The 26,486-nt window shown below is 34.3% G+C and carries 16 protein-coding genes; 10 read left to right on the top strand and 6 right to left on the bottom strand.

The features are described from left to right. Nucleotides 1-2: 2 nt before the first annotated feature. Nucleotides 3-692 (bottom strand): hypothetical protein, encoded by a 690-nt coding sequence (locus WD055_02050; GenBank protein MEX0848984.1) that lies wholly within the window; start codon nt 690-692, stop codon nt 3-5. A 156-nt stretch (nt 693-848) separates the two neighbouring features. Here WD055_02050 and WD055_02045 point away from each other — a divergent pair, with 156 nt between their 5' ends. Next, nucleotides 849-1,124 carry a hypothetical protein gene (locus WD055_02045; protein MEX0848983.1) on the top strand — a complete coding sequence of 92 codons (276 nt, stop codon included), beginning with the start codon at nt 849-851 and terminating at the stop codon, nt 1,122-1,124. Here WD055_02045 and WD055_02040 read toward each other — a convergent pair. Next, nucleotides 1,121-1,726: a hypothetical protein gene (locus tag WD055_02040; GenBank protein ID MEX0848982.1), complete on the bottom strand. Its 606-nt coding sequence runs from the start codon at nt 1,724-1,726 to the stop codon at nt 1,121-1,123. The genes WD055_02045 and WD055_02040 overlap by 4 nt on opposite strands. A gap of 158 nt (nt 1,727-1,884) precedes the next feature. Here WD055_02040 and WD055_02035 point away from each other — a divergent pair, with 158 nt between their 5' ends. From WD055_02035 to WD055_02025, 3 genes are all read left to right on the top strand, one after another. After that, nucleotides 1,885-3,975: a M3 family metallopeptidase gene (locus WD055_02035; GenBank protein ID MEX0848981.1), complete on the top strand. Its 2,091-nt coding sequence runs from the start codon at nt 1,885-1,887 to the stop codon at nt 3,973-3,975. 441 nt (nt 3,976-4,416) lie between these two features. Next, nucleotides 4,417-6,504: a M3 family metallopeptidase gene (locus tag WD055_02030; GenBank protein ID MEX0848980.1), complete on the top strand. Its 2,088-nt coding sequence runs from the start codon at nt 4,417-4,419 to the stop codon at nt 6,502-6,504. Between the two features lie 92 nt (nt 6,505-6,596). Beyond that, entirely contained in the window at nt 6,597-7,940 is a 1,344-nt protein-coding gene (locus WD055_02025) for a hypothetical protein (GenBank protein ID MEX0848979.1), read from the top strand. Nucleotides 7,941-7,952: 12 nt separating this feature from the next. On the opposite strand, the gene WD055_02020 is transcribed toward WD055_02025, so the two are convergent. Further along, the gene (locus WD055_02020) at nt 7,953-8,642 is read right to left on the bottom strand and encodes an HD domain-containing protein (protein MEX0848978.1); all 690 of its coding nucleotides are present in this window, start codon (nt 8,640-8,642) and stop codon (nt 7,953-7,955) included. A gap of 205 nt (nt 8,643-8,847) precedes the next feature. Between WD055_02020 and WD055_02015 the strand changes: the two genes are divergently transcribed. Further along, nucleotides 8,848-9,417 (top strand): RING finger domain-containing protein, encoded by a 570-nt coding sequence (locus WD055_02015; protein ID MEX0848977.1) that lies wholly within the window; start codon nt 8,848-8,850, stop codon nt 9,415-9,417. Nucleotides 9,418-9,907: 490 nt separating this feature from the next. Here the strand turns inward: WD055_02015 and dps are convergent, their stop codons facing one another. Then, nucleotides 9,908-10,396 (bottom strand): DNA starvation/stationary phase protection protein Dps, encoded by a 489-nt coding sequence (gene dps / locus WD055_02010; protein MEX0848976.1) that lies wholly within the window; start codon nt 10,394-10,396, stop codon nt 9,908-9,910. Between the two features lie 48 nt (nt 10,397-10,444). Continuing rightward, nucleotides 10,445-12,100: an alkaline phosphatase family protein gene (locus WD055_02005; GenBank protein ID MEX0848975.1), complete on the bottom strand. Its 1,656-nt coding sequence runs from the start codon at nt 12,098-12,100 to the stop codon at nt 10,445-10,447. A 169-nt stretch (nt 12,101-12,269) separates the two neighbouring features. Between WD055_02005 and WD055_02000 the strand changes: the two genes are divergently transcribed. Both WD055_02000 and WD055_01995 read left to right on the top strand, forming a co-directional pair. Further along, entirely contained in the window at nt 12,270-12,845 is a 576-nt protein-coding gene (locus WD055_02000; protein MEX0848974.1) for a hypothetical protein, read from the top strand. Further along, nucleotides 12,842-16,444, top strand: a complete 3,603-nt coding sequence (locus tag WD055_01995; GenBank protein MEX0848973.1) for a mechanosensitive ion channel domain-containing protein — start codon at nt 12,842-12,844, stop codon at nt 16,442-16,444. Before WD055_02000 ends, WD055_01995 begins: the two co-directional genes overlap by 4 nt. Before the next feature lie 44 nt (nt 16,445-16,488). Here WD055_01995 and WD055_01990 read toward each other — a convergent pair whose 3' ends face one another. Next, entirely contained in the window at nt 16,489-16,704 is a 216-nt protein-coding gene (locus WD055_01990; protein MEX0848972.1) for a hypothetical protein, read from the bottom strand. 162 nt (nt 16,705-16,866) lie between these two features. Here WD055_01990 and WD055_01985 point away from each other — a divergent pair, with 162 nt between their 5' ends. The 3 genes from WD055_01985 to WD055_01975 are packed head-to-tail and all read left to right on the top strand — an operon-like array spanning nt 16,867 to nt 26,459. Then, a complete protein-coding gene (locus WD055_01985; GenBank protein MEX0848971.1) occupies nt 16,867-17,940 on the top strand; it encodes a hypothetical protein in 1,074 nt (357 codons plus the stop codon). A 1-nt stretch (nt 17,941) separates the two neighbouring features. After that, the gene (locus WD055_01980) at nt 17,942-19,267 is read left to right on the top strand and encodes a metallophosphoesterase (GenBank protein ID MEX0848970.1); all 1,326 of its coding nucleotides are present in this window, start codon (nt 17,942-17,944) and stop codon (nt 19,265-19,267) included. 46 nt (nt 19,268-19,313) lie between these two features. Beyond that, nucleotides 19,314-26,459 carry an ABC transporter substrate-binding protein gene (locus WD055_01975; protein ID MEX0848969.1) on the top strand — a complete coding sequence of 2,382 codons (7,146 nt, stop codon included), beginning with the start codon at nt 19,314-19,316 and terminating at the stop codon, nt 26,457-26,459. Nucleotides 26,460-26,486: the final 27 nt, after the last annotated feature.

Here is a 26,486-nt window from a genome sequence, read left to right as displayed (position 1 = left end):
TCTTACTTACTTGACGCAGCTTGTTGTGTAAGTTCTGCTAGTGTTAATATTTTTTGTTGTTCTTTTTGTGCTTCTTCAAATGCAGTGACTTCTCGTTCAAGTTTTTGGGCTAACTCAAATTGGTGGGCGTAAACTTCCAAAAAATCTCCTTCAGATAAATATTTTTTTGGTCGTTCTTGCGCTTTTGAGTCGAAAAAAATTAGAGTATTTAACGTTGCTATCTGTATGTTTAGTGATGATTGAAGAGCGACATCAATTTCCGCTTTTTTTCTAGGTAGATGCTTGAGTGCACGTTGTAAAATAGTTATATTCACTTTATTTAAGCAATCTAAAGTTTGTAAAAAGAGTTTTTGTCTTTTGATTAAAAGTTTTAGATCTAGTGTTTTTGTGTTTGGATAGGGATAAGGATATATATTAGGATGAATCGGGTATTTAAAGCCGCAACCATCCAATAATACGATTGATGGTTTTTGTTTTTTTTGGTTAAATCTTAATTCATTGATTCTATTTTGGCGATTCTTACGCTGTTTTTTAGTAACAGTTTCTTCTAATTGGTGTTTAGTGTGTGCAAGTGTCAATTCATTTCTTTTTAATATTTCTGCAAATCTAGATGGTTTTATTTGGCCAAGTGACGACATAGTATGAGATAAAATAGGTATGAATACTGCAACGCATAGACAATAAAAATGCATATACATCCTTTGTGAAATTTGTATATCCTTTTACTCATGTAGTATGCAGGTATTTTTACATTGCGTCAAAAATGTTTTTAGATAAAAAATCTGTTTTATTGCATTGTATATAAGTGATGTGATCTACTCTCATAAATTTATAGAGGAGCTTTTGCTATGAACTATACATTATTCATCTTATTACTTTTTGTATGTTTAAGTTATACAGCTCAAGAAGGATCAGTAATCGAAAAGCATATTGCTGAATTACAATGGTGGATTGAAAAAGAAAAAGAACAGCAAAAAAGCCTTGAAGCTGCTCGTGACCATGCAGAGGATTCTATGGAGGTCATTTTTTGGTCTAAAGAGCTTTTGTCTTCACAAGAACGTGAAAAAATATACAGACAAAAATATACTACCTTACGGGAAAAATCAAAAGAATCGACAATTTAAAGAATTGGAGCACTTAGCCTTGGGCTTGTATTCAACTGTGATCCCAAACAAGTAGATTTAGATTTAGATCTTTTTTTTGAATCGCGATACCTTTTTGATCGCTCTGCTTGTATTTTGTAAAATGCTTTATGCCGTATTATAAGACGGTGCAGTATCGTTGCAGGATGGTTGAATGGAGGAGTTTTATAATCTTCCTGATCAAATTTTAATTTTGCTATAAAAACTTTCTTGTTAATGAAAAAATTTAAGATGAGTGGCTCATTATAATCAGCTGATAGCAATAAATGTAATGGAATATATGAGGGAAATGATTCATTCAGATCAGTTGATTTTTTGTTAATCTGTTCATGCCCCCAGTAGTGCCAATCGCGGGATTTTTCAGAAAATGCTTTAATTCTAATCCATAATTTTTTGTCTTTATCTGTAGATTCTTTTGCTCCAAATGCTGTGAGACATGGTTCTTTATATGGGCCAAGTTCATCCACAGTGCACAATTTACTATAAGGAATACACAGTTTGCCTTCTAGTAATGTTGATGTCACGTTATCTGAACAAAAAAGAGGAAAACAGTATAATAGAAATAATGAAATTAGGATACGCATTTGAAGAACCTTTCACAAAAAATACAAAATTTATCTGTGATAGTATGCAAAGGTTTATGTACTTCGTCAAAATATCCCGTTAATATTGCTGAAAAAAAAATCAATGTGCGTTATGCTATACAAGTTATATGAGTTTAAATTTAAAAGGAAGTCGAGTTATGTTCAATAAGATTGTTATTTGTTTATTATTAATGTGTGCGACTGTTGCAATTATTTCTGCTATGCGCATGCGGCCGGCAGTTATGCGCAACTTGCATCAATTAGATTCGGCAAAAGAGATGATAGGGATATTTCCTACATCGGTCAGTGAAATTGAAAGACGTACACATATTTATATTGATGATGTAAAACAAAAGATAGATGAAGTTAAGAAGGTCCCCGATGAGCAACGAACTTTTGCAAATACGGTAAAAGCACTTGATGATGCAACGAGCCTTGCTGATTTGGCTATTTTTTCTTCAGCGGTAGCTACTATTCAATATCTGCATCCAAATGAAGAGATGCGCAATGCTGCTCAAAAAATGTTATCACAGATTAGTGCGTTTTTTGTTGATATTATGCTTGATAAAAAACTATACCAAGCATTTCAGGCCTATGCTCAAGGCAATATGAAAAATGAGCAATTAACACAAGAGCAAAAATATTATTTTGATGAAGCAATAGAAGATTTCAAACGCAGTGGTTTGAATTTGTCGGATGAAAAACTTGAACAAGTAAAAAAAATAAAAAAAGAGCTTACAGATTTATCATTAGAGTTTGGCAAAAATATTGCAGTTGATCAAAGTAGTATTGAAGTTGATCGTTCTGCGCTAAGTGGCCTGAGTGATGAATTTATAGATGCACTTAAAAAAACTGATGATGGTAAATATATTTTGGGTGTTGACTATCCAACAGTGTTTGAAGTTTTAGAAAATTGTACAAATAGAGATACCAGAAAACGTCTTTCTATCGCATTTAGTAATCGTGCATATCCGGTAAATGAGGAAATTCTCAAAGAAATTATTGCAAAACGGGATGAGTTGGCAAAGTTGTTAGGCTTTGCAAGTTTTGCTCATCTGAATCTTGATGATCAAATGGTAGGATCTCCTGAGCATGCCTATGCATTTATTGATAATTTAATAAAGCGTGCTGCAGTTAAAGAACAACAGGAATATGAAGAGCTCAAAAGAGAGTTGCCCGAATCGATAACATTAGATGAAAATGAAAAGTTTTATCCATGGGATGTTTCATTTGCATTACAAAAATATAAAAAGAAACATTTTGATATTGATGAGCAAGAGATTGCAGAATATTTTCCTGTTGCACAGACTATTAAAGGTTTACTTTCTATTTATGAACAATTTTTATCATTGCGATTTAAAGAGGTTCCTGCACCGGGATTATGGTCAGATGATGTGCGCATGTTGGAAGTATATGACGCAAAAAATGATCAACTTTTAGGTCGCTTGTTGTTAGATCTATACCCACGATGCAATAAATATTCACATGCTGCACATTTGAGTATTAATCCAACGACATATGATGCTGATGGCAAACCAACGGTTGGGTTTTCATTGGTTATGGCAAATTTCCCTAAAGCACAAGGTGACAAACCACCATTATTCAAACGTTCTGATGTAAGTACTTTTTTCCATGAATTTGGCCATGCATTGCATGCGTTATTGGGTAGAACAGAAATGGCATCATTTTCAGGAACACATGTTAAACGTGACTTTGTTGAATTGCCATCACAAATGTTAGAAGAATGGATGTTTGATAAAGATATGCTTAAAATGGTCAGTGGTCATTATAAAACAGGTGAGCCATTGCCGGATCGTTTGATTGACAATATATTAAAATTAAAGAATTTAAGAACCGGAAATTTTGTTCAGCGTCAGGGCATGCTTTCAAAATTAGCACTTGACTATTATGCTCCGGGAGCGCAAAAAGATATAAATGATATCTACAAGAAGTTAAGTCAAGAAATAGTGCAGAACATTGCTTATATCCCCGAAACGCATATGTTTGCTTCATTTGGTCATCTTACCGGTTATGGCCCTAAGTATTATGGTTATTTATGGTCAAAGGTTTTTGCGCTTGATATGTTTGCTCAAATTAAAAAACATGGTTTGCTTAATCCTGAAATTGGTCAGAAATATATTAAAGAAGTTATTGGTCGTGGTGGTAGCGCTCATCCAAATGAACTGTTGCGTAACTTTTTGGGTCGTGAACCGAATGATGAAGCATTCTTTGAGGATATGGGACTGTGATTTTTCGACAAGTTCAGGATTAGTGTAAATGCATTTAAATTTACTTGCATAACAATGCTCACTATAAATGAAATAATTTCCCATTTTGTCATCCCTGAAGGGGATCCAGGCCAAAAGCGTTTTCAATGATTAAAGTAATATTGTCAGAATGATTTTAAGATAGTTCATAAAAAAAATATAAAATCACTCTGGCTTAATCTTATTCAAGATCATGCCGGTTACCGCTGGATCCCCTTCAGGGATGACAAAATGAAAAAAATGTTTATTGTTATAAAGAGCGAATAAATTTTACAACAATGTCTTTTAAATTAAAATTTAAATGCGTTTATCCTGAGTTGAGCAAAGCGAAAGCCTGTCCTGCCGTGTGCGGCGAAGCTTTGCGAAGACGTAAGCTCTGTCGAAGGGTATCGAAGAATTCTTAAAAAATAATGGATGAATTAAATGAAGCAACAAAAATTAATTATGTGGTGTGCATGTGTACTTTTAGCCGTGACAATAAGTTATATGCGCGTCATGCCATCAATACCTCAGGAGTTATATAACGTGATATCAATTCGAGATGTGGTTCGTCTGTTTCCACAGAATGCAAGTCAGATTGAAAAAAAAAGTAAACTGTATATCCGACAAGCAAAAAAAAGAATTAAAACTATTCTAGAAATTTTAGATAAAGAGCGTACTTTTGAAAATACCGTAAAACCACTTGATAATGTTTTGGGACTTTCTGATTTTGCTATAGGAGCTCGCGTTATTGAATTACTTGAAATGGTCAGTCCACAAGAAGATATACGAGAAGCGGCTCATGAAGCTTCAGCTAAAATAAAAGCATATGTTGTTGATGTGATGAGTAATAAAAAATTGTATGAAGCATTCAAAGAGTATATTGATGGCAACATGCAACAAGAAACATTAACAGATGAGCAGCAGTACTTTTTAGATGAAAAGATGAAAGAGTTCAAGCGCAATGGCCTTGAATTGTCTGATGATCAATTAAGTCGGGTTAAACAATTAAAAAAAGAGATTAATCAATTAAGTCAGGATTTTTCAAAAAATATTGCTGCCGATAGCAGTGCTATCATTGTTAGCAAAGATGAACTTGCCGGCCTATCGGATGATTTTATCCATGGACTTAAAGTAACAAGAGATGGCAACTATATTGTCGGTGTTGATTATCCTACATATCATAATGTAATGCAAAACTGCACCAATGCACACACTCGCAAAAAACTGTATCTTGCATTTTCAAATCGTGCATATCCTGCAAATGAACTTATTCTTAAAGATATCATTGCAAAGCGTGATCAATTGGCAAAGTTGCTTGGCTTTGAAAGTTATGCACAACTTGATCTTGAAAATCAAATGGTACAATCGCCTGAACGAGCACAATCATTTTTGAATCATTTAATTATGCGTGCTTCCAAAAAAGAGGCGCAAGAATTTGCCGATATGACTGCCGCATTGCCTGCAAGTTTTGAGCTGGTTGAAAACAAACTTTATCCGTGGGATATTGCATTTGTAAAAGAACAGTATAAAAAACAAAAATTTGCTGTTGATGAACTTGAAATAGCTGAATATTTTCCTGTGGAAAAAACAATTGAAGGGCTGTTATCTATTTATGAATCATTCTTTTCATTGCGTTTTGAAGAGGTGGTTGTGCACAAGCTATGGTCCAATGATGTGCGAGCTTTAAAAGTATATGATGTCAAGACAGATCAATTGTTGGGTTATATTTTAATGGATCTGTATCCTCGTAAAAACAAATATTCTCATGCATGTAATATCACTATCGTACCAACAGTGTTTGGTAAAGATAATAATCCGAATGTTGGTGTGAGTGCTATTGTTGCAAATTTTCCAAAAGCACAGGGTGACAAACCGCCATTGCTTAAACGTGCAGATGTGCAAACTTTTTTTCATGAGTTTGGTCATGCATTACATGGTATTTTGGGTCGTACTCATATGGCAAGTTTATCCGGTTATGAAACAAAAGTTGACTTTGTTGAATTGCCATCTCAAATGTTAGAAGAATGGCTATGGGATAAAGATATGCTCACATTAGTCAGTGAACATTATCAAACGGGTGAACCGCTATCAGATGATTTAATTGATAAGATTTTAGCAGTAAAGCATATCGATACCGGTCACTTTGTGCAAAGACAAAGTTTTCTTGCTCTACTTTCTTTAGCTTATCACTTGCCGGGTGAGGATAAAGATGTGCAAGAAATACAAAAGAAATTGCGTGAAGAAATTATAGTACATCAGCATGTAATTCCTGAAGCACATTTTTTTGCATCTTTTGGTCATCTGACTGAATACGCAGCAAAATATTATGGTTATTTGTGGTCAAAGGTTTTTGCGCTTGATATCTTTGCTCAAATCAAAAAGGATGGTTTGCTCAATCCTGAAATAGGACAGAAATATGTCAACTGTGTTATTGGCCGTGGCGGCAGTGTTGATCCGAATGTAATGCTTCGTGATTTTCTTGGTCGTGAACCGAATGATACAGCATTTTTTGCCGATATGGGATTATAGAAAATAACCTGATTTTACTAAAGCTTTATTTTTGTTTTATTTTTGCCTAGTATTGGGTGCGAATAAAAAATAATCTTAAATAAGGGTTTATCATGCAAAAGAGAAAATACAGTTTGCTGTTATTTGTATTCATTGCATCGGTTTCATTTGCTGCCGATACACAGCTTGATATAGTTGGTGTTGAAAAAGTAACTGATGATGAAGTTAATATTACCCTTGATGGTGATGCATTTAGGTTACATCGAAATCATTTGACATTAAGTGAAACATTTGAGCATATGTTCAAGGATACAAAAGGAGTAGATTTAAAAGATAGTTTGCAACAGTTTGTTTTGGGTATTGACAGTAACAATACAAAAAATACTATTCGTGCCTTGTCCTTATTGACTAAAAGCAGTTTTTTAAATGCGGCATTGCGTTCAGAAGAGTCTCAAGGGTGTTTGCAATCAAAAGAGCTTTTAAATCTGATAAAGAGTGAGTTAATGGGTGCTTTGGATTTTCATTGCCGGACTGATGATACTTTAATCGTTCCTTTGTTGGGTGCGGATTATTTGCATATCGGTTTACTTGTTGAAGCTTGTTCATCCTTGTTTGCTCATAGAATTTCATCTAAGTCTCATATGCAAAAATATGTAGATAAAGATATTGATGCAAAGTTTGATCAGTTGCAATTGGTTAATGCATTAGCACCGGAATTACAGACGTTAATTGCTCAGAATATTCTTGAGATAGATGGTGATTCAAAAATAAAGCTGTATAGGAAAACCGGCCTAAGATCTTATATTGCATCTTTTCCATATTCTCAAATAACATTAAATCCGGATAGTAGCTATTTTATGTCCTCTTCTGAAAATGATGAAATGAATATTTTGAGTCCGGAATATAAAGATGTAAAGCATGTAAAAGTTAAACCAGGTGATCTGCATGTTTGTGAAAAAGGGCCATTTATATTTAAATTTTCTTGGGATTCGGTTGATGTCTGTACTAAAAGCGGCAAAGTTATAGGCGAGTTTAATCGAAATTCAACGCGATTTTTTCCAGATATTGTTTTAGATAAAAAGATAGATTTGAGTTCAGCAGATACTTTAATTATTGCAATGCGTGATGATCAAGATCATAGTGCTGATGGTCCTGACTCTCGGGCTTCTATTAGAGGTTTTACTCTTAATGAATTAGGTTTACCTAATATAGGTACTATTATTGATGTTTCAAGTTTATTCGATATTGAGTCTGTATTGCATACAAAATGCAGTACTATTTTTGCAGCAATGAATTTAATAGCTCTTTTGAAAAAAGATGCAAATCCTATTACTACTCAAGAGGATTATGCATTGTTTAATACACTTCCTGAAGAGATACAAAGGTATTTCAGAATTGATCCATCTTTAATTGATGATGAAGATCAACCGGAAAGAAAGCGAGTGCGCACTGAATAAAGAAATGATCAGCTATTGTTGTTCAATGGCTGATTTAAATTGATCTAATTGCGCTTCAAATTCATCTATCAATTGCGCAATACGTTTATCAGTTTTATGTTTTTTTGCTAAATTTAATACGGAACTATAAAACCATATTTGTTCTTTTGGGTCAGCTTTAAAATGTGTAACGCCATGGTGCATTCCTTGATTAAAACTCCATAAATTATGAATTTTATCAGCTAAACTAATAGCAAGTACATTCAGTGGTGCGGAGCTTAATTTTTCAAGGTACTCATCTTTACGTATTTTCCATGATAATTTGTTGCCATCGTTATCTGTTTTAGTCTCTGAAAGATTCATAACTATGTCAGCAATTTCAACACCCATATGTTGTTTGAGCTGTTCATAACTGAATGTTTGATTGTCTTTATTGCCATCTTCAATGATGTCATGTAAAATGCCTGCTGCAACAGTTACATCATCGAATCCTGCTCGTTGTAATATAAATCCTACTGAAGTTAAATGCATTAATACAGGTGTTTTTGGTTGCGTATTATCTTTAAAGTTAAATGGGGCAGTGCGCCATTGATCACGGCGATAAGTGTTTTCATGCCATTGGGCAGCAAGTTCGAGAGCTTTTTCGATTAATGGGCTGAACAGTTGATTTGACAGGCTAATATTTGAAATAAGTGTCATGATAAGTAGGCCTTTTTTATACATACTATTTCCTTTCTTCTATGTTCAAAGAAATTTTAATTACATATGTAGCATATGCGATATCATGTGGCAAATTATATTGTTTTAAAGTATTGGAAATTCAATTAGAATTTTATCTATTTGTATTACTATACATCCATTTGATTTAATCGTTTTTCAGGGATAACTTGAGAGTATCATGAGGTTATTAACTTTGGAGGTTTTTATCATGTTAAAAGAGACATTCTGTGCAATGCTGATAGCGTTGTCTTCGTTATATCACCAGTCGATCGAATTCATTAAGCCGAAGTATGAACAAACAGTACAAATGGTTAAACGGTATATTAATCAAACAAAATTGTGCGGTGTGTGCAAAGGCGAAATGAGTAAAGATGAACAAGATATAATTGCAACCGGTTGTAATGGTGATTTTCATGTGTGTCATACGAACTGCATGAAGAAGTGGGTTGAGCAAAATCGTTTTGATTGTCCTACTTGTAATGTTCAATTAAGTTCAACAGATATAGATCATGTTTTATCAATTTTGAATGATGGTGATGCAGATCCTGCTACTATTGAAACGGTTGAATGTTCAATATGCTTGGATTCATGTGACGGTGTGTGGCCATATAAAGTTACCTTGCATTGTACTCATGGTGAACATAATTTTCATGCTGACTGTCTTTATGATGCAACGCAACATAACTTGAACAGCTGCCCAAATTGCCGATCAGATATTAATGATGAAGATATGCAGATGCTAAAAGATGCTTATCAATTTAAACATTCTGAACTATAAAAATATATAAAGTTATTTATCTTACGCACTCACAGATTTAATAACTTATTTTAGAAGAAACTCTTTTTAAAATAATTATCACATAGCTTTTGAATAGTATGTGATAATTATCTAAGTAAAAAATAAGTAAATTTGCCCATTTTGTCATCCTCGAAGGGGATCCAGCGGAAACCGGTGTGATCTAGAGGAATACTTGGCAAAAAAAGTTTGTTCATTTAAAAATTGAATTGGTTTCTAATGTTTTTAAATTTTACTTTATAATATTCTTTAGACAATGCACATCATTAACCAAGACTTTATTAACATTAGGCCGGTCATCGCTGGATCCTCTTCGAGGATGACAAAATAGGTAAATTGCTTTGTTTTTTGCACTTGGATTATTACATTCTATTTAAGAATTGTTTGAACATACTTGATGACAAAATGGGCAAATGTATTTCATCTATAGTGATCATTGCTATACAAAAAATTTTTAAAAACTGTTCACATATTATTTTTGTAAATGAGCTTCTAAGAACCAAAGATTCTTGTCAAGAAGTCTTGTCAAGGCGATATAGATATCAGCAGTGGCTTCATCACCAAGGTCCATAGCTTCTTGAGTATTTTTTCGAGCTAATTCGCCAAGAATAGCAAAGTTGTGTGATAGATGTTCAAGGTGATCTTTTGCAGCATAAATATCAATTGGATATGGACGTAATTGACTGTTTTTTACTACTTCCGGCAATGTACCCAAAGCAGTACCTCCCAATGCGGTAATGCGTTCTGCTACAATATCAACTTGATCTTCAACCTCTTCTGCTATTTCATCAAACAGTTTATGCAAGGCGATAAAATTCATTCCTTTGACATTCCAATGAGCATTTTTTATTTGAGCATACAAATCAGAGAGTGATGCTAATGTTTTATTCAAAACCGCTGTCAATTGAATGCGATTTTTGTCAGAAAGACTATTGCTGCTATGATGTAATGGTAGCGCCATAAGATTTTCCTTTAGATTATTATGGATTTTATAATATATAAAATTTATTTAAAAACAGGGGTCCTCTTTGAATATAATGCCGGGCAAGATATCAGCAGTAGATGCAGATGGTCTGGGCGCTTCAAGAATGTGTGCTAATGTCGGTGCAAATTGTGTATTGGTAACACGTTCATGAATTACTTTCCGTTGATAGTTTGCTCGTTGATAAATGATTAATGGAATATGTGTATCATACTCATATGGGCTTCGATGTCCGGTTCCCTTTGGGTGACGTGTGACATAGTTATATGGATATGACTGCACAATAAAACTGCTGCTGCGACCTGCAAAAAGTTGATTTTTAAAATAAGATTCGATGCTTCCCGGAGGTAGGTATAGTTTTTGTAATTCTTTAAGTGTCCAAATTTGTTTGATGCCCGGTTGTTTGCAAATAAATGATTTAATTTCTTTTTTAATCTCTTTGCGTTTCTTTTTTTCAAGTGATTTGAGTAATGGATCATTTACGTATAAATTGCTGCCATTTAAAAAGATAGCGACATTTTCCAGATCAAATTTCGCTTTTATATGTGTATTCAGTTGTTTTATAATTTCCGGTCCCATGATGCGGCGAGCGCTGAAGTAACCTTCGTCTCTGAGCTGTTCGGGTATTGGGCAAATACCATGATCAGAAGTCATAGCCCATAAAATATTTCGTTTGCGTGTTTTTGTATTAACGCAATCCATGAATTTTTTCAGTTGTCTGTCAAAGTGATATATCATATCAATCACTTCAATGCTATCGGATCCATAGCTATGGCCCAGTTTATCGAGTGCGCTTGGCAGTACCCATAACAACATTTTTTCATCTGAATTGCATTTGCAAAAATGTTCATCAATACATGCAAGTGCGGCATCAAATACCAGTTGATTTGCTTGAGGTGTTTGCATGAACTCTTCGTGTTGTTTGTTTTTTTCACTCAAGCAAAAGGATCGGTTTATCATTGTTTTGCCCGCTTGTGTACCTTTATAGTTGTGTGCATTTGCAAATCGATATGCTGCAGGCAAACATCCATGTTGCAATTGCCAGATGTATTTTTGATTTTTAATTTTTTTGCGTGCATTAAAATTTTTTAGCCAAGATGGCAATTCATTATAATACGCTTTACTTGAAGTGAACATACCGGTTTTGGGATCAAGCCAAATTGCTTTTCCTAATTTATTTGCAGCACAAATAGCAGATCGACTTTTACCCGAAACGGCAAAAACATTATAGTTTTTGTGTTGTTGTTTTTGCATAACTAATTGGTCTGAAATACCATCGACCATGATATAATGTGGTGATTTGCCATAATCAAGTAAGCCATTGGGCCCAAAAACAGCAGCACGTTCTGCTGTATCATCATCACAATTCACACGTTCATATTTTTGGTTTGCCCATGCATTATTAATAATGCCATGTGTTGCCGGCACGGTTCCTGTGTTTAATGTTGCATGTCCCGGTCCGGTTGCAGGCCATGCATAAGGTGTATGTGCTTGTGTATAATATATTCCTTCATCGACTAAAAATCGTAATCCTCCTTTGAGGTATGGACGTGTTTTTTCTAAGTTGCGCAATGCGCATTGATCAAACACCACAACAATGGTCAGTTGTGGTGCTTCGGCACATATTGCTGTAATGTAGGTGAGTAAAATAAGAAATAAATAAGGCACATTTATTTTCTTCATAAAAATATCCTTTTATATGGGTAATTATTTTTAAATCTATGGTAATTGCTTGATAATAATCAATGATTTGTAATCAGAGATTTAATTTCACAAAGTACTAGCTTCTCTGTTCTGGTCACGTTAAGATGGTATAAAAGATTGTTACTGCAATAAAAAATAAGAAAAAGAAATGAATAGACATTTTGGTATTATTTTAAAACATTATGCACCCAAAAAAAATAAATGTGCGCTGTTGGATGAGAAATTGGGACGTATAACCGGTATAGTTATGCATGATAAATTGAGTGCCGGTACCATACTTCAGTATGAACTTAAACAAAAACAACAATGGTATATAATGGAACAGGTTGAGATTATTGATATGCCATTTGCGCTAGCGTCTCACGATATGCTTTTTTTGCATTATATTTTGGAGATGTGTTACCATTTTCTTCCTGAGGGATCCGGCCAAAGTCGTTTGTATGATTTGCTTATTTTTATGTTTAAGCATCAACGGTTTTGTTTACAGCAAAAAAAGCGAGTTTTGTGTGTGATGTTAGCTTTGCTTGATTTATATCCAGAAGATGCAATTGTGTCTAGTGCGTATTTATATGCTTTAGCACAAGAGCCTTTGGAGAGGATGATTAATGCCAAGATTGATGTAAATGTTGAAAAAAATATCTCTGGATGGTTATATCAATGTGTACGGGTGCACACGGATGCACAACAATTTAAAACAATTCATTTTCTAGATGAGATTAGATGATGATAAAATTATTTTTTTTATTAACCAGTTTGCTTTCGGTATTAGTATCGCCAACAGTTTATGCTGGTAGTTTTTTGAAAACGACGGACAAACTTTTTATTTCAAAACGTGAAGCCAAAGAAAAAGAGCTTGAGGATACAAAAGAGCAATTAGGGTTACTCAATAAAGAGATTGAAGAACATAGTCCTAAAGTTGATGATCTACTGCAGGAGATAAAAACTGATATTACCAAGACTAAAGATGAGTTGGCAAATGAGCCGGAAAACGAATTTTATTCGCAGAAATTGGTGTATCTGAATGATCGTTATCAGGCATTAAAAGATTATCGTCAAGCGCGTGAGCAGTTGGTTTCAGATTATCAAGAATTAATACAATTGTTACAGGGTTTTATTAATGACCCGGATCTTGATAGATATCGTCAAGAGTTGTCTGTTGCAGAACAGATAGCATTTTCATTTGAAGATTTGCGTAAAATGAAAGAAAAGATAGATGCAAAAAAAGATTCAATAGAGCAATTGCAAAAAAAAGAGATCAATACGCAAACTGAAATCAAAAGTAGAGAGCAAGCTGCAGCAGCATTGGTGAAAGAGTATAACGAAAAAAAAGAAGAACAAGAAAAGGCTGAAAAAAAAATTGATGCAACGTTTGATTTAAGTGTGCAGCAAAAACGTGAGCTGACCAATTTAGAGTTTGCATTATTAGGCACCAAAAAAGATGTTGATAAGCTGCAATTAAAAATATTGCAGCTGCGTATCAAGTTCTTACGCATTAAGATTGAGTTAGAAAAACAGCAATTGAATATTCTACAAGAGCTGTTTACACGCATAAGGCAATCTTCAATTCGTATTAGTGAGGCAGATGTTGCTTTTGCTCGTGATGAACTTGAGAAAAAAAGGCAGGAGCTCAATGCGGTAAAAATTGACACATATGAGCCTGAAAGAGAGGAAATTAAGCAGCATATAGCAGAAAAAAATGAAGCTGTTGTATCATTGAGTAAGCAGTATAACATTCCACTGAACGAAGAGCTTGACAGCTGGTTGATATTTCCAAAACAAACGAGTGCTGCTTATATTGCTTTCTTAACTGTTGCTCGTGCTAATGAAGCAGCTAGAGCTTCAAAGTTGCGTTTGGAAAATTTAGAAGCTCAAATTGATTTAAAAGATCAGACATTATTATTAGAACGTATAGAAACAGATATTAAATCTTCATTTTATAAAATGTATGCCGGCAAATTTGTATCAGAAGAAAAGATTTTTGAGGAAATTAAAAAATATGAAGTTAAATTATCTGATATAATGGCAGATTTGTCTCAATTAGAAAGTAAAAAATCGAACGTTGAAATGTTGCTTGGCACTGCGAAAAAAGCTTCGGATAATATTGCGCAAAAACGTCAAGAAATTACAGAGCAAAAAGATGTATTATTTAAGAATAAAATAAAAGAATATTCACAGGCTCTTGAACTTTTGAATGCATCCGAAGATTTAGTCAAACAGCAAGTGAAACGTCTGAATGCAATACGTGGCATTTATAACGATACCGTGTTGAAGTTATTAAAAACTGAACAACAGATTAAATTCACGATAGAAGAGTTGCGAGCCTCCTCACGTAGCATTATTTGGGACAGGCCTGAGGATGCAATTTCCTGGCAAGGAGTAAAGAATGTAGTTCCTGATCTTGAAACATTTATTTATGATGTGCGTTCATATGTTATGCATTTTGATATTGCTTCATTGATTTATAAAGTTAAAGGGCTCTTTAAAGAGCAATATAGTTTTGCCTATTTTGTTGTTTATATCATTTTGTGGATTGGTCTGCTTATCTTGTTGTGGATTTTTCTGCCAAGAGTTCGTGACACATTTTATATGTGGGCTAAGGGTAGAAGTTTTCCGCGGTTATTCTTATTTTTAGCTGATTTTATTGCCTTTATTCTACGCTATTTTGTGCTTATTACTTTTTGGGTTTCGTTATTCTTGGTATTAAATTTTTATGTGATTCCTGATCCATACCCATATATTATCTTTTATTTGTCATCTATTCCGTTGTTATTGTATATTGCATATCGTTATGTTCATTATTTTGTTTCTAGAAATGCTGCGCATAATTATACCTTTATCACAAAAGAATATATAACTCGTTTTATCAATTGTCTTTCTACATTGATATATGCAACTATTGTTATTTTCTTTTTCCGTGAAGCATTTATTTTGGCAAACTATCCAAAATCAGAATTACCTAATATCTTGAAAGCGCTTAATATTATTATTTTGCAAATTTCAGTTATATTCATGCTCACCAAGGAATTGGTTCTTAGTTTTATTCCGCGTGTTAATGATATATGGATTTGGCTTCGTGATAAAGTAGATCATTACTATTACTTTATCCTTATTGCTTTGATTACGATTATTGTAATGATGAATCCTTATGTTGGATTTGGTCGACTAGTGTTATTTATCCTTTCACGTGTTGTATATACATTTCTATTGATAGGTGTTTTATTTTGGCTCCACGGATTGGTTAAACGTTGGTCCTCAGCATTTTTCTTTTATACAGATCAAGAATTGGTAAAAGAGCGTTTTCCTGCTGCCAAGACATGGTATGGTGTTTCAATTATCGGCATTTTGTTCAGCTTTGTATTTATTGCAGCTCTTGTTGTCGCTAAAATTTGGCAATGGCCGGAACAGTTACAAAAAATAAAAGAATTTAATGATATTATCAATTGGCTACAAACGCCGTTATTGCTTTCACAAACTGAAAGTCCTATCTCGATGTATACGGTTTTGCAGTTTATCTTTTTTGTATTGGCCGGCTTTTTGGCTGCGGTTGCAATTAAGCGTTTTGTACTAAGCCGTATATTTGATGTCTTACTTGTAGATTCGGGTGTTCAAAATACGGTCAATAGTTTGATGCGCTATTTGGTAATGTTAATTGCAATTCTACTTGGACTGAATGCTGTTGGTTTAGGAACACAAATAAATGTAATGCTCGGTGCATTATTATTTGGTTTAGGTTTTATAATTAAAGATCCGGCAGCAGATTTTTTTGCTTATTTTGTGATTTTAGTACAGCGTCCAATAAAGATTGGTGATTATATTAAAATTGATGAAGAAGTAGCTGGCGTAGTGAGAAAAATCACACCTCGTTCAGTCGTTTTACGCCGTAAGAATAGTACTATGGTTATCGTCCCTAATTCATATGTTACGAGTCGTAGTATAGTTAACTGGAATTATATTAGAGGCTTTATTGCGTGTAATGATATATATGTAACGTTGGCTTATAGAGAAGATCCGGTAAAAGCAAAAGAAATATTTGAGCGCATAATGGAAACGAGTCCATATATTTTAAAAAATCCTAAACCTATTATTCGCTTAGATGATTTTGGTCCGAATGGTTATGAGTTCATGTTGCGTGGTTTTGTGAGTTCAAATTATACTCTTGATCAGTGGGATATTGCTAGTGGTATTAGATTTCAAATCGTGAAATCCTTACGTGAAAATAAAATGCAGATGGCCTTGCCAATTCGTTTGATGGTTAACTATCAAGCAAGTCAATATGAGCAAGGTGAAATGCCGGAAACAACACCTGAGCAGATGAAAGAATAACGTGAATTTGCCTATGGCAAAAACAAATTCACGTTTAATATTTTTTATTCAGGTTTTTTGCGTTTAAGTAATTTTTGGATAACTTGTGGGCCACCGCACAATATAAAACCATATCCAAGCATTGCAATAGAAATAATGATAATAATTATTCCCATTCCTTGTGTTAAGACCCCCAAAGTATGTAAGAGTAAAATGGTACCGGTTATGATAAGTAATATTCCTTTACATGGACCTGAAACTGATCCCCAGCAATTAAGCATATCAACTCTCCTTTTTTATATGCGAATAATATATTAAAAAGTACAACGTTTAATTGTCTTTAGACAATAGTTTTTAGATTTACTATGTACCATTGACTTTGTTTTGTAATACGTATCATTCTTATTGGTGACCTACCAATGAGATGTTAAAGGAAAAAAAATATGGTAATGCGCGATAGAGTGCTGAAATTTTTTGCCGAAGTCGTGACTCTTAAGTATCAAATTGTTGCTTTGATAATTACATCATTTATGATTGTATTATTTGCTGTTACGCCATTTTTGCGATTTGTATCGTTTGAGCCTAGTCCTGCAGTTTTTTCTGTTACACCAAAAAAAGTAAAAGAGTGGGGTGGGAACACAACTGAAGTTGCGGTTGGTTTGCATATTACTAACTTTCCTGAATTTGATCTAACAAATAATCGTTTTATGTTTGATGGTATTATTTGGTTTGAGTTTGATCCTGCACTTGTTTCTTTAGAAACAGTTGAAAAGTTTTCATTTGAAAAAGGGGAAATTATAAAAAAAACTACCTCCGACACAAAGGTTATTGAAGGTAAATTTTTTGCGCAATATAATATTACGGTAAAGTTTACCACTAACTTATCATTTGAATATTTCCCCCTTGATGACCATAGAGTATTTATATCGCTCATCAATAAATTTGTTACTCCAAGTGAAATTGTTTATTCATCTTATATTTCAGGTTTCACCTTATCCGAGGATATTTTTGTAGCAGGTTGGAGAGTAGTTGGGCATAATGTGGTAACCGGATATTCACAAGCGAATTTGGATACCAGTGATAAACGTAAAGTTGTGTTTAATCCAAAAGTTATATTTTCAATGGATTTTGAGCGATCCGGAGTTTCGCAGGTATTCTTTATATTTTTACCACTATTTTTGATGTTTTTTATTGGGATTTTTTCTTTTTCATTCGATGCTGTTCAAGAGCGTCGATTGGTTTTGCCTCTTTCATTGGGTAGTGTGACTGCAATTCTTTCGTATCGATTTGTTATTCAAAGAATGTCTCCGGTTGCAGGTTATTTTTTATTAAGTGATCATATATTCTCTCTTTTTTTAACTTTTGCTTTTATTGGATTTTTATTAAATATTGTAATGATTACTTATGGAAAGATTGAACCATGGGTGATAGTACTACGTGCAATGGTATTAATATTTTTCCATGTATTGTTGATTGGTTGGTGGTATTATTTGTTATACGTTTGGGCTAGGGTTTAAGATGAAACAAATAATATACCTTTTATTAATATCGGTATTCCTATTGAGCAGTGTATTCTATTTTTTGCCTATTTTTATTGATACTTCACCGAGCCATATTTTTAATACATTAACCGAAGCGCAACAATATGCAGAGCAATTGGATGAGTATCCTCCTATTGACAATACTACCTGGGCTAATCCAGATTATGGTAAGTTTTTAAAGCGGTTGGTGCCTACAGGTTTGGATGAATTCATGTATACATTTAAAATTAAACCATGGCCTTTATGGCATATACAGGGATTTGATGAGTTGCTTTCTAAGGTGGTAAATGAACGAGAGAATGATGGGTACATTGGACGGTTTATTTTAAAAATGAATCCTTTAAAAGGTAGCTCGTTTATTATTTGGGGTGATCTTCAAGGAGCATTTCATTCATTGATACGTACGCTAGTGGAATTAAAAATAAATAATGTTATTAATGATCATTTTGAAATTATGAAACCGTATGTATATTTTGTGTTTAATGGTGATGCAATAGATCGATCGCCATTTTCTCTTGAAGTATTATCAGTTATTATGCGTCTAATGGATCGAAATCCAAATAAGGTATTTTATATTCGCGGTAATCATGAAGATCGTGAACATTGGAAAAATTTTAATCTTAAACGTAACTTAATTATTCGTGCGGCATCAGTTTCTGATGAAGGAATTCCTCTCGGTACCAAAATAAGCAAATTTTTTAATACGTTACCGCTTGCTTTGTATTTAATTGGTCAAGAAGATGAAGAGAGTATGAATATTGTGCGCATTTCACATTTTGATCGAAGTTCAACAGAACTAGATGAGGAAAATTTTAGTGGTTTTTTTCAAAGAAGTGGCGGTAGAGAAGTAGCTACTTTTAAATTAAGCAATGAAATAAACTCAGGTGAAAAGAAGATCAATGTGCGCGCTATTATAAAAGGTGAAAGTCGTTCTACCACATATCGTCCAACATTGGGGTTGTCGCAATTGGAAGCAGACAAAGGTGCAACGGCTTGGACAATGCTTTCAAGTCCAACAGAAACTTATAGGCATTTACAGGATTTTTATTTTGATACATTTGCAGTGCTCGATATTGGAAAGAAATTAAACGAATGGATGATTACTTTATATAATCAAGATGTTCGTGAACTTCTTGGTTTTAAAAAAGTCGCAATGTATAATTTGGTTACCGGTTTGAGGGATTTTAAAACTGAAAGATCTCAGGTTGTAGATGATTCATTTATTCAAGTAAAACGAGAACTGCAAAATGTTGCTGAAAAACAACAAGAGTTGCGTGATATGTGTCCGGCAGCAGCTAAATAGGTAAAAAAAGATAAAGCGGCGTTGTCGATAAAGAAATGAGAAAATAATGAAAAAAATATATACTATTATTTTATTGCTATCCTTTAATGTAGCTGCTCAGTTTGATTCATTGTCAGATATTATTACTTATGCAAAAGATCATGAAGAATACCCTTCAATTGATAATGATGATTGGAGGCATCCTGATTATACCTCTTTTTATAAGCAACAAAAAAAATCGATTTTTTCACGTTTATTTTCTTATTTAGGTTTTGAACGTGACGTTGAGTTGGTCAGTACTTTTGAGCAGTTACTCAAAACGGTTACAGATGAACGCATTGCGCGCAATATGAAGGGTGCATTTGTACAAAAAATAACTCCGGATCCGCAAAATAAATTTATAATTTTTGGAGATCTGGACGGGGCATTGCATTCATTTGTTCGTGACCTGCAAGAGTTAGTGCGCTTAAATCTTATAACAGAAAATTTAATTATTAGTGACAATAGTTATTTGGTATTTAACGGAAATGTAATTAATTCGTCTGCTTATAATATTGAAACATTAACGGTGATCCTCACTTTGATGGCAAGAAATCCTGATCGGGTGATATATATTCGCGGTAAGCATGAAGCGCAAAGAGAATTGCGCAATATAGTCTTGTATAAGCAATTAGAATTTCTGAGCCCTTTAAACTCAGAAGATGTTATGCAGACTGTTTTTTCATTTTTTGATACCTTACCTTTAGCTTTGTATGTAGTGCAGTCAAATCGAGCATTAAAGATTTCTGCGCATATGGATACATACGATGAAAAAACAGTATCCCAATTATTAGTAAATAATGTGGATTCTGAGATTATGCATGTGCAAAAGGGGCAACAAAATGCGTCACAAGATGTCGTGCCGATTGCTATTGAAGCTACAATTGTGCCATCAGACTTTTCACGCAGTTTGGGTCTGAAACGTTTGATCGGTCCACCTTTGACATGGACAGTGCTTTCAAGCCCAACAGGAGCACACCGGAGGTTGGACTCTTTTTTTAATGATGCATTTGCGGTGGTTGAAACGGCATTACGTTTTGATAGTTGGACTATTGCGCTTTATTTTAATGATCTGCGTAAAAATAAAGGATTTCAAGTATCCGGTTTGTATAATATTTCAACAGGAATGCTTGTCTCGGGTGATGCTATAAATTTTTTTGATGATGAACAAATAAAGGATCTCCAAAAAAAACTGAATGAGCAAAAAGATGTTTTAAAAAAAATGGAAGATGAGTGCAAAGAGGGCGGAAAAGAGCAAAAAAAAGAAAAAACAGCAGCAAAAAATGATGATATTGCAGTTCAAGATGGCGTGCTTGTTCTGGGTTCTACGCTGGATCTTTCAAAAGGGTTTAAAGATGCAGGGAATAACTACAAATCAAGTTTAGTCGCGGCATTTAATGATGTAAATGAGGAAGGAGGTGTGCATGGTCTGGAGTTTAGAAATGTGATTCTTGATGATCATTATGAACCAAAGCGTGCGCGTCAAAACATGCTCAAGCTTCTCAATGATATAAAAACCGATATCATCTTTTTACCCGCAGGCACACCGACGCTTAAGGCAAGTTTGGATCTCATTAAAGATGGTAAAATTCTTGCTTTATTTCCGACAGCACAGTCAAGTATTTTTCGGCAGCCGGATTTAAAATACATTATTAATGCTACGGTATCTTATTTTGAACAGGGAAAAGCTTTAATAGATTATGTGTTTAAGGAGAATAAACCTAAAAAAGTGGCTGTTTTTTATCAAAATGATGACTTCGGTAAAGATGTTTTAAATGGGGCAAAAGAGGCGATTAAAAAATATACAACCGACGCAATGGTTGAGCTGCCTTATAGTCGTAATCAAGTTGGTTTTTCTGAACAAAAAGAGGTAATAGTCAACGAGGATCCTGATGTTATTATTTTTGCAAGTGTCCCAATTGCAGGATTGTCTTTTATTAAAGAATTGGGCACAAACTTTTTATCACAAAGACGTTTGCTTGGCATATCTGATATGGGTGAGGCTGAAGTTCAAGATTTTGTTAAAAGCAAAGGTTTAACATTCACGCATTCAAGTGTGTGGCCCAGTCCGCGAAAAAGTGATCTGCCGTTGATGAAAGAGTTCAGAACATTTGCAAAAAATAATAATTTGGAAGTAAGTAACAGTTCATTGGAAGCATATGTTGATGCACAGATTTTTTTCTATTTACTCAAACAGATTGATGGGCCAATAAATAAAGAAAATATTATTAAAGCAGCTGAGAATACGAAAAATGTTGACTTTAAAGGATTTAAGCTGAACTTTAATCCACAAACAAGAGTGCTTGAGAATTCATTATGGATAAATCCGGGCGATGGATCAGAGTGGATTTCAATACAAGTAGAAGTTCCTGAGACAGAAGATGTGCCGGATAGTTCCGTGCCGGATGATTCCGTGCCGGGTGATTCTGTTTTTTCAGAGTCAGATAAAAAACCTTCTATAGCGGTTCGTAGTGATGCGATTGTTTTGGGTAATACGTCTGATTTTTCAAAAGGGTTAAAAGCTTTTGCAGAAAGTTTAAAGAGTGGTATTCAGCTGAAAGTTGATCAGATAAATAAAGAGGGCGGTATTAAGGGAAAAATATTGCAAATGATTTATTTAGATGATGAATATTCTCCGCAAAAGGCGCTTTCAAATGTTGAGACATTTATTAAAGAGATTAAGACTGACCTATTGCTGCTTTGTTTAGGGACGCCAACATTAAATGGTTATCTTGATTTGATTAAAAAGCAGGAAGTATTGGCACTGTTTCCATATACCGGTGCAAGTGCATATCGTAAGCCTGATTTGACTAATATTATTCATTATAGGCCTTCATATGCTCAAGCGATGGCAGAAGTCGCAAAATATATTGCTCAGAACTATGAAGCTCGAAGATTTGTTTTATTTTATCAAGAAAGTATTGGTACTGAACCGCCTGATGCTATAAAAAAAGTGTTAAAAGAAAATTTTGATATAAGTGATGTTCTAGCGATTTCTTATGTAGAAAATGATCTTGATTTTTCATCAAAACTACAAAAAATAAAAGATTTTAATGCGGATGCTTTTGCCTTTATTGGTCCTCCTATTTCTGCTCAGGGATTAATTCGCCAAATTGGCGTTACAGAGCTTGTAGGTAAAAAACTGTTTGGACTTGCTGCATTAGAAGAAAAAAGCTTTAAAAGGTTTGTAAAAGAAAAAGGTTTACATTTTATTTTGCCAAATATAGTGCCTGATGCTCAGAAAAGTGATATACCACTTGCTCAAGAGTTTAGACAAGCTACTAAAAATAAGGCGGTGAAAGTTGATCAGGCAGTGTTCGAAGCTTATCTTTATACCGCATTGACCGGGTATTTATTAGATCAAGTTGAAGGTGAAATAACCAAAGAAAAAATAATAAAAATGGCAGAGGGATTGCAGAATTTTGACTTTAAAGGTATTTTACTTACTTTCGATCCGCAAACTCGTACGTTATCTAATAACATTTGGATTAATACCGATGATGGTACGCCTTGGAAAAAAATTGAGTTAGAGCGTATTGAGCAGGTGTCGGAAGAGGAAGCAAAAAAAGAGATCGGGCCTAAAGAGAAAGAAAAAGATTCAGTCGGTTCGCGTGAAGCTTTAGGTGTAAAAGAAGATGTTATTGTATTTGGGTCAACACTTGATTTGAGTAAAGGAATAAAAAAGATTGGACGTGCAGTAAGATTGGGCACAGAAGCACGACTTAGCAGAATTAATGAGCAGGGTGGTGTTAAAGGAAAAAGATTTCAGGTTGTGTTTTTAGATGATGAATATACGCCAGGTCTTGCTCAAAAAAATATAAATACATTTTTGCATGAGATAAAAACTGATTTAACGCTGAATTCTTTGGGAACGCCAACGCTTGTTGCTTATCTTAATTTAGTAAAAGAGGGTAAAATTTTAGTGTTGTTTACCCCAACAGGAACCGCTTTATTTAGAGATCCGGAATTAACACATATTATTAATTTTAGGGTTTCATATTCTCAAGAAATTAAAGCAACAACCGATTATATGATAAAAAAATATAATGCAAAAAAAGTGGTTCTATTTTATCAAAATGATGATTTTGGTTTGCAGACCAAAGAAGCTGCCAGAAAAGTATTAGAAAAAAACAATATCAGCGATGTTCTTGAAGTTCCTTATAATCGTAATGATGTGATGTTTAAAAAGCATGTAAAAACAATATTGGAGTTTAAACCTGATACTATTGCATTTATTTCGACGCCAATTGCAACTCAAGAGTTGATGCGTCAAATGGGAGTGACTTTTCTTTCGGATAAACATTTGTATGGAACTTCAGACTTAAGTGAAAATAGTTTTCAAGATTTTCTGAAGGAAAAAGGTATAACAGTACTTATTCCTAATACTGTTCCTGATCCGGCCACCAGCGATATACCTATTGCTCAAGAGTTTAGAAAAGATGCCCAAAAAAATGATGCTCCAATTACCGGCTTTGCATTTGAGGCCTATATAAATACTGCTTTGATTGCGTATATTATAGACCAAATTGAGGGTGATATTTCAATTGATGCGATTATTAAAGCTGCTGAAAGCATTAAAGATGTTGACTTTAAAGGTTTAAAGTTAAACTTTAATGATAATACGCGTGAGCTTTCATCTCAAATATGGATATCAAAAGGTGATGGGTCACCGTGGACAGAAGTGGCTGTTGAACCGGAAGAGATTGAAGCGAAGGTTGATAAACAGGAAGTTGCTGAAGTAACTCCAACTGATAAAAAGGTTGAAGAAAAATATGAAACAGAAGTTTCAGAAAGTAAGGAGTTGCCGTCTGTTGTTACTCCTGAACAAGCAGAACAGGCTGCTATTGCAAACAAAAAACCACTCCTTGCGGTTCATAAGGATAAGATCATATTCGGCTCAACGATGGATTTGGAAAAAGGGGCAAAAAATCAAGGTAAAGCTATACAGCAATCATTAAAGATTGTTGCCGAACAGATCAATCAACGTGGTGGCATTGATGGCAAGCAGCTTGAGATGCTTTTTTTAAATGATGATTATGAGCCAATCAAAGCACGTGCAAACATAGATATGCTTTTGAATAAAGATCAAACAGATCTTATTCTAAGCTCGCCTGGGACGCCTACGCTAGAAGCCTATTTAGATCTAGTAAAAAACGGGACGTTGCTTGTTCTGTTTCCACTTATGGGATCGGGAATATGTAGACATCCTCAACTTAAAAATGTTATTAATTTCCGCATTTCTTATGCACAAGAGATAAAAGCTGCGACACAGTATATGATAGATCAGGGTGCAGGAAGGTTTGTGTTGTTTTATCAGGATGATGCTTTTGGTAAAGATCTTTTGAAAGCCGCACGTATAGCTTTGAAGAAGAATAATGTTTCAGAAGTTCTAGAGCTCCCTTATAGTCGTAATAATTTAAGTTTTAATGAACAAGTAAAGCAGATCAAAGCGTATAAGCCGGATACTATTGCGTTTCTTTCGACTGCTGTTGCGTCACAAGGTCTGATTAGGCAGATTGGAGTAAAAGGTCTTACCGGCAAAAGAATATATGGAAACTCTGATTTAGGAGAGGTGCCGTTTCAGAGCTTTATTAAATCCAAAGGGTTAAAGACTTATGTGCCTAATGTTGTTCCTGATCCTGAAAGAAGCAATATTGAGATTGCTCAAGAGTTTCGTGAGGCTGCAAAAAAAGAGAGTATGTCAATCGACACGGTTGGTTTTGAAGCATATATCAACGCCTTTTTAGCGGAGTATTTACTTTCAAAAGTTGACGGCCAGTTAACGAAAGAGAAAATTATTAAGGTTGCAGAAAGCATTAAAGACGAAGACTTTAAAGGGTTGAAGTTGAACTTTAATCCGCAAACTCGTGAGCTGTCATATCATATGTGGTTATCAAAAGGAGATGGCTCGCCCTGGACTAAGGTTGAAGTTAAACCGGAAGAAAAATCTGATGAAGAAGATATACAAGTTGAAGAGCCCAAAGATATGCAAGTTGAAGTGCCAAAAATTGAAGAGTCCAAAGATATACAAGTTGAAGTGCCAAAAATTGAAAAGCCCAAAGATATAAAAAAAGTTGAAATGCCGAAAGATGATAAACCTGCATTGGGTGTAAGTGCTGATAAAATATTATTTGGATCAACACTTGATTTGAGCAAGGGAGTAAAAGATTTAGGTATGGCTATAAAGGGTGGCACTAACATGTTCTTTAACCGGTTGAATGGGCAGGGTGGTATTAAAGGTAGACAATTTCAGGCTATATTTTTGGATGATGAATATGTACCAAGACTTGCGCGTGATAATATTGAAAAATTTTTGAGTGAGATTAAAACGCAGCTCATTTTGAGTCCTTTAGGAACGCCTACATTGACCGGTTATCTTGATTTGGTCAAGGAAGGAAAAGTTTTAGTCTTTTTCCCGACAGCGGGTATTCGCGATCCGGACTTAACGCATTTGATTCATTTTAGAGCATCATTTGCGCAAGAAGTTATCGCAACGACTGAGTATATGATCAAAGAGCAACAGGTACAAAAACTTGTAGTCTTTTATCAAAATGATGATTTTGGTATTCCACCCAAAGATGCCATATTGAATATATTGAAAGAAAATAGTTCGGTGAAACATTTAGAAATTCCTTATAATCGAAATGATGTTGCTTTTCTTAGGCATGTAGAGCAGATTAAAGCATTTAGTCCTGATGCAATTGCTTTAGTAGTGACACCTACTGCAGCAAAAGAGTTAATACGCATCCTTGGGGTAGCATTCCTTTCTGATAAAAAAGTCTACAGTGTATCGACTCTGTGGGAAGAAAGTTTTCAGAAATTTTTAAAACAGAAGGGATTGCATCTCTTTCTTACGAGCGTTGTTCCTGATCCTCATACAAGTGATATTGAAATAGTTAAGGAGTTTAGAAGGGATGCAAAAAAAGCTAATATTCCTATTGATACGGCCGCTTTTGTAGCTTATATTAATGCTGCTTTAATTGTTTATATTATAGAGAATATAAAAGGTGAAATTTCAGTTTATAACATTATACAGACGGCGCAAAATATAAAAAATGTTGATTTTAAAGGACTACAGCTAAACTTTAATGATCAAACACGGGAGCTTGCTACGCAAGTTTGGTTATCCAAAGGTGATGGATCACCGTGGATTGAGTTGAAGTTGAATCGTTAAAAGTTGTAAAAAGATAAAAGAAAACTA

It is taken from the genome of Candidatus Dependentiae bacterium (assembly GCA_040878395.1).
Taxonomy (GTDB): domain Bacteria; phylum Babelota; class Babeliae; order Babelales; family Vermiphilaceae; genus JAKBEL01.
Note: the sequence above shows the minus strand (reverse complement) of the source record. Positions and strands in the feature narration are given on the sequence as shown.

Bases quoted from the DNA above. Each gene is read 5' to 3' on its own strand.
- WD055_02050 (MEX0848984.1), bottom strand. From the start codon at position 692: ATGCATTTTTATTGTCTATGCGTTGCAGTATTCATACCTATTTTATCT.
- WD055_02045 (MEX0848983.1), top strand. From the start codon at position 849: ATGAACTATACATTATTCATCTTATTACTTTTTGTATGTTTAAGTTAT.
- WD055_02040 (MEX0848982.1), bottom strand. From the start codon at position 1,726: ATGCGTATCCTAATTTCATTATTTCTATTATACTGTTTTCCTCTTTTT.
- WD055_02035 (MEX0848981.1), top strand. From the start codon at position 1,885: ATGTTCAATAAGATTGTTATTTGTTTATTATTAATGTGTGCGACTGTT.
- WD055_02030 (MEX0848980.1), top strand. From the start codon at position 4,417: ATGAAGCAACAAAAATTAATTATGTGGTGTGCATGTGTACTTTTAGCC.
- WD055_02025 (MEX0848979.1), top strand. From the start codon at position 6,597: ATGCAAAAGAGAAAATACAGTTTGCTGTTATTTGTATTCATTGCATCG.
- WD055_02020 (MEX0848978.1), bottom strand. From the start codon at position 8,642: ATGTATAAAAAAGGCCTACTTATCATGACACTTATTTCAAATATTAGC.
- WD055_02015 (MEX0848977.1), top strand. From the start codon at position 8,848: ATGTTAAAAGAGACATTCTGTGCAATGCTGATAGCGTTGTCTTCGTTA.
- dps (MEX0848976.1), bottom strand. From the start codon at position 10,396: ATGGCGCTACCATTACATCATAGCAGCAATAGTCTTTCTGACAAAAAT.
- WD055_02005 (MEX0848975.1), bottom strand. From the start codon at position 12,100: ATGAAGAAAATAAATGTGCCTTATTTATTTCTTATTTTACTCACCTAC.
- WD055_02000 (MEX0848974.1), top strand. From the start codon at position 12,270: ATGAATAGACATTTTGGTATTATTTTAAAACATTATGCACCCAAAAAA.
- WD055_01995 (MEX0848973.1), top strand. From the start codon at position 12,842: ATGATGATAAAATTATTTTTTTTATTAACCAGTTTGCTTTCGGTATTA.
- WD055_01990 (MEX0848972.1), bottom strand. From the start codon at position 16,704: ATGCTTAATTGCTGGGGATCAGTTTCAGGTCCATGTAAAGGAATATTA.
- WD055_01985 (MEX0848971.1), top strand. From the start codon at position 16,867: ATGGTAATGCGCGATAGAGTGCTGAAATTTTTTGCCGAAGTCGTGACT.
- WD055_01980 (MEX0848970.1), top strand. From the start codon at position 17,942: ATGAAACAAATAATATACCTTTTATTAATATCGGTATTCCTATTGAGC.
- WD055_01975 (MEX0848969.1), top strand. From the start codon at position 19,314: ATGAAAAAAATATATACTATTATTTTATTGCTATCCTTTAATGTAGCT.